Origin of the sequence: Gillisia sp. CAL575, assembly GCF_000403785.1 — a bacterium.
Taxonomy (GTDB): domain Bacteria; phylum Bacteroidota; class Bacteroidia; order Flavobacteriales; family Flavobacteriaceae; genus Gillisia.
Genome location: NZ_APHJ01000039.1, coordinates 151,283 through 164,683 on the forward strand (window position 1 = coordinate 151,283; position 13,401 = coordinate 164,683).

Genomic DNA, 13,401 nt, shown 5'->3' on the forward strand with positions numbered 1-13,401 from the left:
TTGGAAAAGGCTGCATATTTTATTAAGCAGCCTTTTTTTTATACTTCACTATTAGCGAGTTCTTCCTGATTCCTGAACACTAGGGTGTCATCAAACTCATCTAGTAAAATTATACTTTCCGTTTTAATTCTTCCCGAAAGTATTTCCTTAGATAATTTATTTAGAACCTCTCTTTGAAGTACTCTTTTTACAGGTCGCGCTCCATACTGAGGATCGAAGCCTTGTCTGGAAAGAAATTCTAATGCCTCATTGGTGGCATCTAAAATGATTCCTTGTTTTGATAGCATTTTTTTCAATCCTTTTAATTGAAGCCCTACGATCTTTAAAATATCCTTTTTATTAAGTGGTGTAAAAAGAATGATATCATCTATTCTATTGATGAATTCTGGCCTTACGGTCTGTTTAAGTAAACCTAGAACTTCTACTTTGGCACTTTCCATCGCGGTATCCAGATCTTTAACAGTATCAAATTTCTCCTGAATAATACTGGAACCCATGTTGGAGGTCATAATTATAATTGTATTCTTAAAGTCGGCTAAACGCCCTTTATTATCTGTAAGTCTTCCTTCATCTAAAACCTGAAGCAGAATATTGAAAGTGTCTGGGTGCGCTTTTTCTATTTCATCTAGAAGAATTACAGAATATGGTTTTCTTCGAACGGCTTCCGTAAGTTGTCCTCCTTCCTCATAGCCTACATATCCCGGAGGTGCTCCAACTAAACGGCTTACAGAATGACGCTCCTGATATTCACTCATATCTATTCTGGTCATTGCAGACTCATCATCAAAAAGATATTCAGCCAAAGCTTTCGCTAATTCCGTTTTACCAACTCCAGTAGTTCCCAAAAACAAAAAGGTTCCAATGGGCTTTTTTTGATCCTGTAATCCGGCACGACTTCTTCTTACAGCATCACTCACGGCTTGTATTGCTTCTTCTTGTCCAACAACCCGCTTATGTAATTCATCCTCCAGCTTCAGCAATTTTTCGCGATCACTTTGCAGCATTTTGGTAACTGGAACTCCAGTCCATTTTGCAACTACTTCAGCAATATCTTCATAAGTAACTTCTTCTTTAATAAGAGTTTTGCTATCCTGATTGTCTTCTACTTGTTTTTGAAGTTGCTCTAATTTCTCTTGAGCTTCCTTAATTTTGCCATATCTTATTTCTGCTACTTTACCGTAGTCTCCATCACGTTCAGCTCTTTCGGCCTCTAATTTGAAATGCTCGATGTCAGATTTAGCCAATTGAATATTATCTACAACCTCTTTTTCATTCTTCCAGCGGGCATTTAATTCGTTGCGTTCTTCTTTAAGATTAGCAAGATCTGCTGTGAGTATTCTTAATTTAGATTCATCGTTCTCTCTTTTGATCGCTTCTATTTCAATCTCCAATTGAGTCACTTTTCTGTCTAGAACATCCAACTCCTCAGGTTTAGAGTTTATCTCCATCCTGATCTTTGAAGCCGCCTCGTCCATTAGATCTATCGCCTTATCAGGTAAGAATCTATTGGTAATATAACGTTGAGAAAGCTCTACTGCAGCAATAATCGCTTCATCTTTGATGCGAACTTTGTGATGAGTTTCATATTTTTCTTTGATCCCTCTTAGAATGGAGATAGCACTTTCAGTATCCGGCTCATCTACGATCACTTTCTGGAAACGCCTTTCTAAAGCTTTATCCTTTTCAAAATACTTTTGATACTCATCTAGGGTAGTAGCTCCAATTGCTCTTAACTCTCCACGAGCCAAGGCTGGCTTTAAAATATTTGCTGCATCCATAGCTCCTTGTCCGCCACCAGCGCCAACCAGTGTGTGAATTTCATCTATAAATAGCACGATATCTCCTTCGCTTTCGGTAACCTCTTTAATCACCGCTTTTAAACGTTCTTCAAATTCTCCTTTATATTTTGCTCCTGCAATTAAAGCTCCCATATCTAAAGAGAAAATCTGTTTGTTCTTTAAATTCTCCGGAATATCACCGTCTATAATTCTGTGTGCCAATCCTTCAGCAATCGCGGTTTTACCCACTCCTGGTTCTCCAACCAACATCGGATTATTTTTAGTTCTTCTAGATAATATTTGAAGTACTCTTCTAATCTCTTCATCTCGGCCTATTACAGGATCCAGTTTTCCTTCTTCCGCTAGCTTATTAAGATTTTTTGCGTATTTATTTAAAGAATTATAAGTTTCTTCTGCGCTTTGTGAAGTAACTCGATCTCCTTTACGCAATTCTTCTATTGCTGCTCTAAGATTTTTTTCTGAAGCTCCTTGATCTTTTAAGATCTGTGCCACTTTACTAGAAGATTTGTAGATAGCCAAAATGAGATGCTCTATAGAAACATACTCATCTTTCATTTTGTTAGCAATACTGCTGGCTTCATTTAAAGTGGTAGAAGCGGTTCTTGAGAACATCGTTTCTCCCCCAGTTACCTTTGGGAAACTTTCTAAAGTTTTATCTAAAATCTGGGTAAATAGTGCAACATTGATATTTAATTTCTTAAGAAGAAAGGGAGTTACATTTTCATCGACCAAAGTAATGGCTTTGAAAATATGTTCATTCTCTATTTGTTGATGACCCATTTCCTGAGCAAGTTGTTGTGCCTGCTGGATGGCCTCTTGTGACTTTATGGTAAAGTTATTTAAGTTCATAGCTTGTTTTTTTAATACAGAACTGAAATATCAAAGCATATACCAGTACATTAACGCTGTCAATATGACATATATTGCTGAGTTTGTGCAGACATTTTGTCTTTCTTAATAAACAATAATTTACGCATTTAGATTTCATTAGGTAAACTTTAATACCAAGATGTATAAATTTATTTCTTGAAATCATATTTTTGTACACTAAAATAAAAATATATGGGATTTTTTGATAAAATGTTCAAGTCTGATAATGATAATGAGAAGCCAGAAAAGAATTCTGTGCCATGGATTCAGTTAATTACTATTGAAACATTAGAGGTAATAGCTGAAGATTCTTTTAATCAACCAATTGCTATTTTAAAACATTCTACCTCTTGTGGAATAAGCAGAATGGTATTAAGACAATTCGAGCAAAATTATAATCTTGATCCAGACTCTGTAAAATTATACTTCTTGGATCTATTAAGCTATAGAGATATTTCCAATAAGATCGCATCAAGATTTAATGTTCCACATGAAAGTCCGCAATTGATAGTTATCAAAGATGGGAAAGTTATTTATACTGCTTCGCACAGTGAGATTAATGTAGAAAAATTGAAAACACTTTAATATTAATTTATAACTCTTAAAATTTTCTTTTGTAATACTTTAATAGGGGAGGTTAAAATTGTTATAATCTTTTATAAAAGAAAGGTTTACATCTGTATCTTCATACTATTATTATTTATTAACCATTTAAATATATAGTATCATGGAAAATCAAAAAGATCAAAAGAAAGATCAAAAATCAACTCAGAAACCTGGAACTAAGAATAACCCAGAAACAGGAGGGCAAAAGAAAGATTCTCAGAGTACCAAAAAGTAATTTAGGTTAATTGAATTGAAAGAAAAATGGCTATCTAACACTAATTAGATAGCCATTTTTTTATATGATTAAGAAAATTATTTCTTCTTGGTTTGTGGTTCATAGACAGGTAAAAGTTTTGTGCTCACTTCTCCAAATCCTATTCTTCTATCTTTTCCTTCACAGTATCCGCGCATAATAACAGTATCATTATCTTGAATAAATTTACGTTCGCTACCATCTTTCAATTTTACGGGTTTTTCTCCTCTCCATGAAAGTTCAAGCATAGATCCATAAGAATCTGGTGTTGGTCCAGAAATAGTTCCAGAACCCATCATGTCTCCGGAATTTATAGGACATCCATTTACGGTATGATGAGCCAACTGCTGACTCATATTCCAGTACATATATTTGAAATTGGATTTCGAAATCGTTGTTTCTTCTTTATCTTCTGGCTGAAGTGCAACCTCTAAATTGATATTGAAACTTTTCTTTCCCTTATACTGAAGATATGGAAGTAATTCTTTTTCTGGCTCTGGACTTTTAGTTCTAAAAGGTTCTAATGCATCTAAAGTCACAATCCAAGGTGAAATTGAGGACGCAAAATTCTTAGCTAAAAATGGACCTAATGGCACATATTCCCATTTTTGAATATCTCTGGCGCTCCAATCATTAAACAAGACCATTCCAAAAATATAATCTTCAGCTTCATCTATAGGAATTGGTTCCCCTAAAGGATTTCCATCTGTTGTAATAAAAGCCATTTCTAATTCAAAATCCACCAATTTAGATGGACCAAAAACAGGTTCTGAAGCACCTGCTGGTAAAGTTTGACCCTGAGGCCTGTGTATTGGAATTCCACTTGGTATTATAGAAGAACTTCTTCCATGGTAACCCACAGGAATGTGCAGCCAGTTTGGTAGAAGCGCATTTTCTGGATCACGGAACATCGTTCCTACATTAGTAGCATGTTCTTTACTAGAATAGAAATCTGTATAATCTCCTACCTGAACCGGCAGTTGCATTTCAATTTCATCTAGTGTGAAAAGTACCGTATTTCGGTGATCTTCATTATCTTTTAGTTGTGGATTATTGGCGTCAAAAATATCTGCAATTCGGTTTCTCACCAAACGCCAGGTCTTTTTACCATCAGATATAAAATCGTTTAAAGTATCTTGAAGAAAAATATCATCTGTAAGTGGAATCTCGTCAAAATATCCTAATTGATGTAGGGCACCAAGATCAATGGCGTAATCACCAATTCTGGTTCCAATAGTAACAATATCATCTCTTGTTAAAAACACCCCGAACGGAATGTTTTGAATTGGAAAATCTGTGTTACTTGGAATGTCCAGCCAGGTTTTTCTTTTAGGATCATTTGCTGTAATAGGCATATGTTATTTTGTTTTATTCTTAAATGTATTGATTTCAAAGTTATTATTTTCCAGCAATTAACCGATTGGAATTATTACTTTTGAGGAATATTTAACGTAAAAAATTAACATGCAACAAGATACACAAATTTTTGATCTGATAGAAGCTGAAAGAAACCGTCAATTGAATGGTTTAGAACTAATTGCTAGTGAGAATTTTGTGAGTGATCAGGTGCTTCAGGCAGCAGGATCTGTACTAACAAATAAATATGCCGAAGGTTATCCTGGGAAAAGATATTACGGAGGTTGTGAAATCGTAGATGAAGTTGAAACTTTAGCTATCGAGCGATTAAAAGAACTTTTTAATGCCGAATATGCTAATGTGCAACCACATTCAGGTTCTCAGGCAAATACGGCAGTTTTCCATGCTTGTTTACAGCCAGGAGATAAATTTCTTGGTTTTGATCTTTCTCATGGGGGTCACCTTACACATGGTTCTCCTGTAAACTTTTCTGGAAGACTTTACACTCCTGTATTTTACGGGGTAGATAAGGAAACGGGATTGATAGATTATGATGCAGTTGCGGAGATCGCAGAAAGAGAAAAACCTAAAATGATCATTGCAGGAGCTTCTGCATATTCAAGAGAAATAGATTATAAAAGATTTAGAGAAATTGCAGACAGTGTTGGTGCCATTTTATTTGCAGATATCGCACATCCTGCAGGTCTTATTGCAAAAGGACTTCTAGGAGATCCTTTACCTCATTGTCACGTGGTAACTTCTACAACACACAAAACCTTGCGCGGACCAAGAGGTGGAATTATTATGATGGGTAAAGATTTCGATAATCCGTTTGGATTGAAATTGAAAAACGGGAATCTTAAGAAGATGTCATCCTTATTGGATAGCGGAGTGTTTCCAGGAAACCAGGGAGGACCTTTAGAGCATATTATCGCAGCCAAAGCAGTGGCATTTGGAGAGGCTCTTACAGATGATTTCCTTCATTATATGGTACAGGTTAAGAAAAACGCAAAAGCATTAGCAGCAGCATTTGTGGCTAAAGACTATAATGTGATCTCTGGAGGAACAGATAATCACATGATGTTAATAGATCTTCGGAATAAAAACATCACAGGGAAACAAGCTGAAGAAGCTTTAGGAATGGCAGAAATAACTGTAAACAAGAATATGGTGCCTTTTGATGATAAATCTCCTTTTGTTACTTCTGGTATTCGTATTGGAACTGCTGCAGTAACAACTCGCGGACTTAAAGAAGATGATATGACTAAGATCGTAGATCTTATAGATCGTGTGATCACGAATTTTGAAGATGATGCAGAATTGATAAAAGTTGAAGCACAGGTTCTTGATATGATGCAGGATCTTCCACTTTTTAATGGATAATCTTCTGTTAAATAAATCATTCATAAAAAGGGCTTCTCATTTAGATTTGCCCTTTTTTAATTTTAAAGCAGCACCTAATAATCAAAATTAATTTTGGGATTCTTTCAAAAATTAAAGGAAAAAGTAAAGCAATTAAAATCTGAAATTCAGGTGTTAAGTATTGCATATTTAGATCCTCGAACTCCTTGGGCTGCTAAACTATTAATAGGAATTACAGTGGGATATTTATTAAGTCCTATAGATCTAATCCCAGACTTTATTCCCGTTTTAGGTATTCTAGATGATTTAATTCTAGTGCCGCTATTAATAACGGCATCCATAAAACTGATTCCGGAAATTGTAATTACTGATGCTAGGTCAACAGCTCTTAAAAATCCAAAAAGGATGAAAAAGAACAATTATATTGTTGCTTTTTTCATCCTTTTAATATGGTTAATACTGATTTACTCCTTGTATTCATATTTCAAAGGAAGGACCAGTTATTTTTAATCTTAGGTTGTTATTCCATTTCTGGATACCAATCTAACTGGATAACTTCAATTTCCTTATTTCCTTTGTTTACTAATTCCTTAAATTTAGAAACATCTGAAAGTCCATCTTGTCCTCTGTAATGGTATGGATACACTTTTTTAGGTACAAAAGCTAATACTCCATCTGCAGCATCTTCCACGGTCATCGTGTAAGGCAAATTCATGCAAACTAAAGCAACATCTATGTTTTTCAATTCTCTCATCTCTGGAATATCTTCAGTATCTCCAGAAATATATAATCGTTGACCGTCCTTTTCAACTATATAACCATTCCCTCTTCCTTTAGTATGCTTTGCATCTTTAGCTTCAGGTAAATTGTACATTGGGATTGCACTAATTGTAAATCCCATCATTTCCTTAGTATCGCCATTATTCATCACTACTAAATTAGCGTCCCTCTCTTTTGGTAATTGATCTTTAACAGCTTGTGGAACAATAATTTTTGTGTCACCCAAATTAAGAGCTTCCAATGTTTTAACATCCATATGATCTCCATGAATATCGGTTATCAAAATAAAACTTGGAGCAGCTTTTCCTTCAAAACTTTTTGCTCCACCTACAGGGTCTGTGTAAATAACTGCATCTCCCCACTTAATAATAGCCGTTGCATGAGAGATAGATTCAATTTCTAGAGTAGCATTGGAAGTTTCCATTTCCTTATCTATTTCAGCATTTAGCTCAGTTTCGGATATCGTTTTATTTTTCTCTTCATTTTTACAAGAGGTTAACAAGATGCCCATACAAAATATGGCTATTAATGATTTTTTCATATTAAAAATTTTAAGTGATTAGTACATGTTTTTCTCATCAAAAAAACCCCTTAAGGGGCTTAATTTATGATAAGTAATTAAAGTTAATAAAGCCGGAAGGGAATCTCTCGCAATTAATATATATTTATGAAAGGTTCAACTCCATCTTGATATCTCCTCTGGAATAAGGATTGTTTTCTTCAATAGGAATTTCTGTAAAACCATATTTTTTATAGATGTAGACGGCATTTTCTAATTTCCTGTTGGAATAGATTATCAGTTTTTCCCAATTTTTCTGTCTGGCAAAATTAATAGTATGTTCCATCAATTGTTGTCCAATTCTTTTTCCTTGGGCTGCAGGAATTATAGCCATCTTGGTAAGTTCAAAAATATTGTCTTCCATTTTCATTAATGCAACTGTACCAATGATTTTATTATCCTCCTTAACGAAGAAAATACTACCTCCGGGTTCTATGATGTATTTTTCAGGATCTCCCAATACCTCTTCATCATGTGGCTCTACCCAAAAGTATTTCTCGAGCCATGCGATATTTAAATTTTTGAAGTCCTCTGCGTATTTTGGGGAGTATGTTAGTATATCCATTATCTAATAAAATCTGTTATAAAATAGCTTAAAGCCTTTCCTACTTTGTTTTCTGTATCTTTTGTAGGTGCTGCTTCACAAATGTGTAAATATTTTAAGTGTTCTTCTTCGGAAGCAATTCTAATGAAATTCCTAATCATATTTATCGCAAATCCACTTGGAGTTTGAGCACTGCTTGGAAAACCTTTTATGGCATCACAATCTAGTTCTAATCCAAAATCATCATGAGATACAAATTCCATCTCTTCTCTAAATGATTTTACGATCTTTTCTGAAGGCATTAAAATTAAATGTTCAAAAAGTCGATATCCATCATTCGCAGACTGATTCATTTCATTGAAAATATATTCTGGAGTATAGTTTTGGTGTAGACCAAAAATTCGATATTTCCCTAGAAATTTATCTTGTCTGGCATAGCTAAATCCATTGCCGCTATGTCTGTAATCACTTTTTCTGAGATCGGTATGGGCATCTATATTTAAAATGTTCATCGGCTTTTTTAAAGCTTCAGAAGCACCTTTGATATTTCCATAAGCATTGTTATGCCCACCACCAATTATTATAGGAATCTTCCCTGCAGAGATGACCTTAGCTACAATTCTACTTACTACTTCATCCAATTGGCTTATTAGATCTCCGAGTTTTACATGATAATTTGGATCTGCCGGATCTATGTTCGAAGCTTTTTTCATAACCTCCTCACACTCTACTTCCCCTAGTAAAATCAATTTTTCTGGTTTGGTATATTGATTTGCTTGAATGTTCAAGAGTGAATTTAAACAACATTTCCATGCGCCTGAAGCTCCACTTTTTCCTAGATTTCCCCGCACTCCAATATCTTCCGGAATCCCAAAAAGCACATATTTTGCATCAAAAGAAGAAAGGTGCTCGAGATTCTCTATAAAATGTACGCGCTCACCGAACTTAGTTTCTCCATCGCGGGATTTAATTATCTTCTCAACGTCTTTGAAATTATATATTTTAATTCCTTCCATTATTTAATCAATTTTCCGTTTAAATAAATAGCTTCTATAGGATTACTTCCAAATGCATACGGAATGTAGGTGTAGGAAGGGATACATTTTGTAATTATAAGATTGGCAAGTTTCCCTTTTGTAATGCTTCCTACCTTTTTACTTAAATCCATCGCATAGGCGCCATTTATAGTTGCTGCATTAATTGCTTCTTCTGGGGTCATTTTCATTTTTATGCATGCTAGTGATACTACAAGATTCATATTTCCGCTGGGAGCACTCCCAGGGTTAAAATCTGTAGCCAAAGCTAAGGGAAGATCTGCATCTATAATCATTCTGGCTGGAGTATAAGGAATGCTTAAAAATAGGGAACATCCAGGTAATGCTACTGGCATTGTATCAGAGTTTCTCAGTGCTTCTATATCTTCTGTTTTCATTTCTTCTAAGTGATCTACACTTAACGCATTGTTTTTAACCCCAACCTGCACTCCACCAATTGCGTTAAACTGATTTACATGAATTTTAGGACGTAAATTAAATTTGGCTGCAGCTTTTAATAATTTATTCGTGTCTTCTACCGAAAAATAACCTTGTTCACAAAAAACATCGATATACTCGGCAAGATTCTCTTCAGCAACTGCAGGAAGAATTTCCTGTATTACGTGTTCTATATATTCGCTTTTCTTATTTTTATATTCTAAGGGTAGAGCATGAGCTCCTAAAAAAGTAGCTTTTATAGGTAGATTATAATTCTGCTGTAATTTTTTAATCACTCTAAGCATTTTAAGCTCAGCATCCTTTGTTAATCCGTAGCCAGATTTTATCTCTACTGCACCAGTTCCTAGTTTTATGACCTCATCCAGTCTTTTTGCAGATTGATCATAAAGATCCTCTTCTGAAGTGTTTTGTAAAGTTTTAGCAGAATTTAAAATTCCACCACCATTATTAGCTATCTCTTCATAAGATAGACCGCTAATTCGCTGTCCAAATTCTTGTTCTCTGTTCCCTGCGTATACAATATGAGTATGAGAATCACACCAAGAAGGAAGCACCATTTTCCCGCTGAGATCTATAATTTTATCTGAGGAAATCTCAGGAAGATCATCCATTTTTCCATAGTCGGAGATCTTATCATCTTCTATTAGTAACCAAGCATTCTTGATCGTTGGAAGAATGTTCATCTCTTTTCCAGAAAGCTTTAAAACGGAGTTTTCTCTAACCTGAAGCAATTCTTTAATATTCGTAAAAAGTAATTTCATAGTGTAAAGATAGAAAAGCCTTTAGGTTTTTACCTTTACTTTAAAAAAATTGAAAGCAGATTTTATAAGATATGTTGCGCCAAGATCTTTTGTACTTCATAAATATCGACACTCTTGTTAAACCTCTTTGAAATAGAAGGATTTTGTTCTCCAGAGATCCAGATCTTTAATTCAGCATCCAAATCAAAACTGCCTGCAGTTTCAATACTAAATCTGGAAATGCTTCGATAGCTCACCGAGAAATATTCCATTTTTCTGCCAGTTAGACCTTGCACATCTACTAAGATCAATCTTTTATCTGTAAAAATAAAAGTGTCTCTTATTAATTTAAATCCCGCTTCAATAGTTTCTGAAGGAATTAGTAATTTCCTATAATTCTTTTCCAGAACAGATGTTTCTATACTACCTGCATTTCCTAATAAAGATGAAAATATACTCATGTTTGTGTTTTGTAGTTTGGTTCAAAATAAAAGAGGCTGTTTTTAAAACTATATTCAGCACAATCCGAAATTATCAGATAGACCAAATTATAAATTTTAAAAACAACCTCACTAAATAATTATAGAAAAGCGTTTAACTTTCCTTAAGTGACTTCATATCAATTACAAATCTGTATTTCACATCAGATTTCTGAACTCTTTCATATGCATCATTGATGTTTTGAATATCAATCATCTCTACATCCGAAACTATATTATGTTTTCCACAGAAATCTAGCATTTCTTGAGTTTCTTTAATTCCTCCAATAAGAGAGCCGGCAATACTTTTTCTGCTTGCAATTAATCCACCTCCATGAATAGGATCCAACGGCTCAATTGCTCCAACCAATACCATTGTAGCATCTCTTTTTAACAATGCGATATATGGATTCACATCATGACCTACAGGAACTGTATTTAAGAGAAAATCAAAAGAATTAGCATGTTCCTTCATTTGTTCTTCATCTTTGGAGATCAAGACTTCATCTGCTCCTAATTTTTTAGCATCTTCACTTTTCCCTGGAGAAGTAGTGATCATAACCACATGAGCACCCATTGCATGTGCAAATTTAATTCCCATATGCCCTAATCCTCCAAGACCAATTACTCCAACTTTATCTCCCGCTTTTACATTCCAATGATTAAGAGGGGAAAAGGTTGTTATTCCAGCACAAAGTAATGGAGCTACTGCTTCAATATCTAAATTTTCTGGAACGTTAAGTACGAATTTTTTATCTACAACCACTTTTTCTGAGTAGCCTCCAAAAGTATGTCCTCCTAAATGCTTGTCTTTACTGTTGTATGTAAAAGTTGCGCCATTTTCGCAATACTGCTCCAAATCTTCCTTACAAGAAGCACAAGTCTGGCAAGAATCTACCATACACCCAACTCCAACAAGATCTCCTTCTTTAAAATTCTTAACGTTCTCACCAACTTTAGTTACACGACCAACAATTTCATGACCTGGTACTACAGGATATTGTGAATTTTTCCAATCATTTTTAACAGTATGTATATCACTATGGCAAACCCCACAGTACAAAATATCAATTTCTACATCTTCTTTAGTGATATCTCTTCTTTCTATGTTTAAAGGTTCTAGTTCTGCAGTTTTAGATGATGCAGCATATGCTTTAACTTCGCTCATGATTTTCTTTTTCATATTAATTTAAGGAAACTAAGGTACGGATTATAGGAGCTGGCAGTATGAATTGAAGGCACTTTAAACTAAGTTTAACTCTATATATTAACACAGGTTATTATTTCTGAAAAATAGATTCAAAGATTGTGATATTAGTCTTTCTTAAAAAGAGTTTAGATAAATTCTTTTTACCTTAGAGCAAAATTTAGAATACTAAAACAGCAAAGCATATGACTGATAAGAAACTTGGAATTAACACTCGTTGCACACACGCAGGAGAATTAAATGATACTCAATTTAAAGGAGCTATTTCTCCATTATATATGTCTACTTCCTATGCTTTTGAAGATGTAGAAGTGAAGCGATATCCAAGATATTTTAATACCCCCAATCAGGTAGCTTTAGCAGAGAAAATGGCTGCCTTAGAAAACGGGGAAGCTGCCTTGATCTTTGGAAGCGGTATGGCAGCAGTAAGCAATGCAATGATGGCTTTTTTACATAGTGGGGATCATGTGGTTTTGCAAAACACGCTTTACGGAGGAACCAGGAATCTGATTATGGAAGAGTTCAAAAAGTTCGGGATTTCCTATTCATTTACCAAAAACCTGAAGCCGGAAAGTTTTGAAGCAGAGATAAAGGAGAATACTAAGGTGATTTATATAGAGACGCCATCAAATCCTTTACTTACAATTACAGATCTTAACGCGATTTCAAAGATTGCTAAAAAGCACAGACTTGTAAGTATGATAGATAATACATTTGCATCTCCTGTAAATCAAAATCCTATAGATTTTGGGATTGATGTAGTAATACATTCTGCCACTAAATATATGGGTGGACATAGTGATATATTGGCTGGAACTGTTATTTCTTCTGAAGCGCATATAGAAACTATTTTTCAGTTAGCTAAGAATTTTGGAGGGAATTTGAGCGATTATACGGTTTGGCTTTTGGAGAGAAGTATTAAAACCATGGGCCTACGGGTAAAAGCTCAGAATAAGAATGCTAAAAAGTTGGCGAAATATCTTGAAAAACATGAGGATGTAGAACGAGTATATTATCCAGGATTAAGATCTCATCCAGATCATGAACTTGCGAAATCTCAAATGCGTGGATTTGGAGGAATGCTTTCTTTTGAACTGAAAGATGGTATCAATGCTTCTTTATTTCAGAAGCAATTAAAAATGATAAAGCCATCTATGAGTCTTGCAGGAGTTGAATCTACTATTCTATTGCCAACATTGACTTCTCACGCATTATTAAGTGCAGAAGAAAGAGCGGCAGAGGGAATTAAAGATAATTTGATGCGCTTTTCTGTTGGGATCGAAGAAAAAGAAGATCTCATTGCAGATCTAGAACAGGCTTTGGTGGCTGTTAAAGAATTGAAAGTTTAAATAT

General features: G+C 34.6%; 12 protein-coding genes. 4 read left to right on the forward strand and 8 right to left on the reverse strand.

Translation table 11 applies throughout. The features are described from left to right. Positions 1-38: 38 nt before the first annotated feature. On the reverse strand, positions 39-2,648 hold the full coding sequence (gene clpB / locus I130_RS13180; protein WP_034924063.1) for an ATP-dependent chaperone ClpB: 2,610 nt from the start codon (positions 2,646-2,648) through the stop codon (positions 39-41). Between the two features lie 213 nt (positions 2,649-2,861). On the opposite strand from clpB, the gene ytxJ reads away from it, so the two are divergent. Further along, positions 2,862-3,254, forward strand: a complete 393-nt coding sequence (gene ytxJ / locus I130_RS13185; RefSeq protein ID WP_034924066.1) for a bacillithiol system redox-active protein YtxJ — start codon at positions 2,862-2,864, stop codon at positions 3,252-3,254. A 333-nt stretch (positions 3,255-3,587) separates the two neighbouring features. On the opposite strand, the gene fahA is transcribed toward ytxJ, so the two are convergent. Then, positions 3,588-4,883 (reverse strand): fumarylacetoacetase, encoded by a 1,296-nt coding sequence (gene fahA, locus I130_RS13190; RefSeq protein ID WP_034924068.1) that lies wholly within the window; start codon positions 4,881-4,883, stop codon positions 3,588-3,590. Positions 4,884-4,992: 109 nt separating this feature from the next. Between fahA and glyA the strand changes: the two genes are divergently transcribed. Together glyA and I130_RS13200 are read left to right on the forward strand one after the other, a co-directional pair. Continuing rightward, on the forward strand, positions 4,993-6,267 hold the full coding sequence (gene glyA / locus I130_RS13195) for a serine hydroxymethyltransferase (RefSeq protein ID WP_034924071.1): 1,275 nt from the start codon (positions 4,993-4,995) through the stop codon (positions 6,265-6,267). 93 nt (positions 6,268-6,360) lie between these two features. Beyond that, entirely contained in the window at positions 6,361-6,756 is a 396-nt protein-coding gene (locus I130_RS13200) for a YkvA family protein (RefSeq protein ID WP_034924074.1), read from the forward strand. Positions 6,757-6,766: 10 nt separating this feature from the next. Here I130_RS13200 and I130_RS13205 read toward each other — a convergent pair whose 3' ends face one another. From I130_RS13205 to I130_RS13230, 6 genes are all read right to left on the reverse strand, one after another. Continuing rightward, entirely contained in the window at positions 6,767-7,567 is an 801-nt protein-coding gene (locus tag I130_RS13205; RefSeq protein ID WP_034924077.1) for an MBL fold metallo-hydrolase, read from the reverse strand. A gap of 124 nt (positions 7,568-7,691) precedes the next feature. Further along, positions 7,692-8,150 carry a GNAT family N-acetyltransferase gene (locus tag I130_RS13210; protein WP_034924079.1) on the reverse strand — a complete coding sequence of 153 codons (459 nt, stop codon included), beginning with the start codon at positions 8,148-8,150 and terminating at the stop codon, positions 7,692-7,694. Then, on the reverse strand, positions 8,150-9,145 hold the full coding sequence (locus I130_RS13215; RefSeq protein WP_034924082.1) for a formimidoylglutamase: 996 nt from the start codon (positions 9,143-9,145) through the stop codon (positions 8,150-8,152). Before I130_RS13215 ends, I130_RS13210 begins: the two co-directional genes overlap by 1 nt. After that, positions 9,145-10,383 (reverse strand): imidazolonepropionase, encoded by a 1,239-nt coding sequence (gene hutI / locus I130_RS13220; RefSeq protein WP_034924085.1) that lies wholly within the window; start codon positions 10,381-10,383, stop codon positions 9,145-9,147. The genes I130_RS13215 and hutI overlap by 1 nt, the downstream gene beginning before the upstream one ends. A 62-nt stretch (positions 10,384-10,445) precedes the next feature. Then, positions 10,446-10,823: a PH domain-containing protein gene (locus I130_RS13225; protein WP_034924088.1), complete on the reverse strand. Its 378-nt coding sequence runs from the start codon at positions 10,821-10,823 to the stop codon at positions 10,446-10,448. A 133-nt stretch (positions 10,824-10,956) separates the two neighbouring features. Further along, positions 10,957-12,009, reverse strand: a complete 1,053-nt coding sequence (locus tag I130_RS13230) for an NAD(P)-dependent alcohol dehydrogenase (RefSeq protein WP_034924189.1) — start codon at positions 12,007-12,009, stop codon at positions 10,957-10,959. A 224-nt stretch (positions 12,010-12,233) separates the two neighbouring features. Here I130_RS13230 and I130_RS13235 point away from each other — a divergent pair, with 224 nt between their 5' ends. Further along, the gene (locus I130_RS13235) at positions 12,234-13,397 is read left to right on the forward strand and encodes a trans-sulfuration enzyme family protein (protein ID WP_034924090.1); all 1,164 of its coding nucleotides are present in this window, start codon (positions 12,234-12,236) and stop codon (positions 13,395-13,397) included. Positions 13,398-13,401 lie beyond the last annotated feature (4 nt).

Excerpts from the sequence above, each read along its gene's own strand:
- I130_RS13210 (WP_034924079.1), bottom strand. The coding sequence starts at position 8,150 with ATGGATATACTAACATACTCCCCAAAATACGCAGAGGACTTCAAAAAT.
- hutI (WP_034924085.1), bottom strand. The coding sequence starts at position 10,383 with ATGAAATTACTTTTTACGAATATTAAAGAATTGCTTCAGGTTAGAGAA.
- clpB (WP_034924063.1), bottom strand. The coding sequence starts at position 2,648 with ATGAACTTAAATAACTTTACCATAAAGTCACAAGAGGCCATCCAGCAG.
- I130_RS13205 (WP_034924077.1), bottom strand. The coding sequence starts at position 7,567 with ATGAAAAAATCATTAATAGCCATATTTTGTATGGGCATCTTGTTAACC.
- fahA (WP_034924068.1), bottom strand. The coding sequence starts at position 4,883 with ATGCCTATTACAGCAAATGATCCTAAAAGAAAAACCTGGCTGGACATT.
- I130_RS13235 (WP_034924090.1), top strand. The coding sequence starts at position 12,234 with ATGACTGATAAGAAACTTGGAATTAACACTCGTTGCACACACGCAGGA.
- I130_RS13230 (WP_034924189.1), bottom strand. The coding sequence starts at position 12,009 with ATGAGCGAAGTTAAAGCATATGCTGCATCATCTAAAACTGCAGAACTA.
- ytxJ (WP_034924066.1), top strand. The coding sequence starts at position 2,862 with ATGGGATTTTTTGATAAAATGTTCAAGTCTGATAATGATAATGAGAAG.
- I130_RS13215 (WP_034924082.1), bottom strand. The coding sequence starts at position 9,145 with ATGGAAGGAATTAAAATATATAATTTCAAAGACGTTGAGAAGATAATT.
- glyA (WP_034924071.1), top strand. The coding sequence starts at position 4,993 with ATGCAACAAGATACACAAATTTTTGATCTGATAGAAGCTGAAAGAAAC.
- I130_RS13225 (WP_034924088.1), bottom strand. The coding sequence starts at position 10,823 with ATGAGTATATTTTCATCTTTATTAGGAAATGCAGGTAGTATAGAAACA.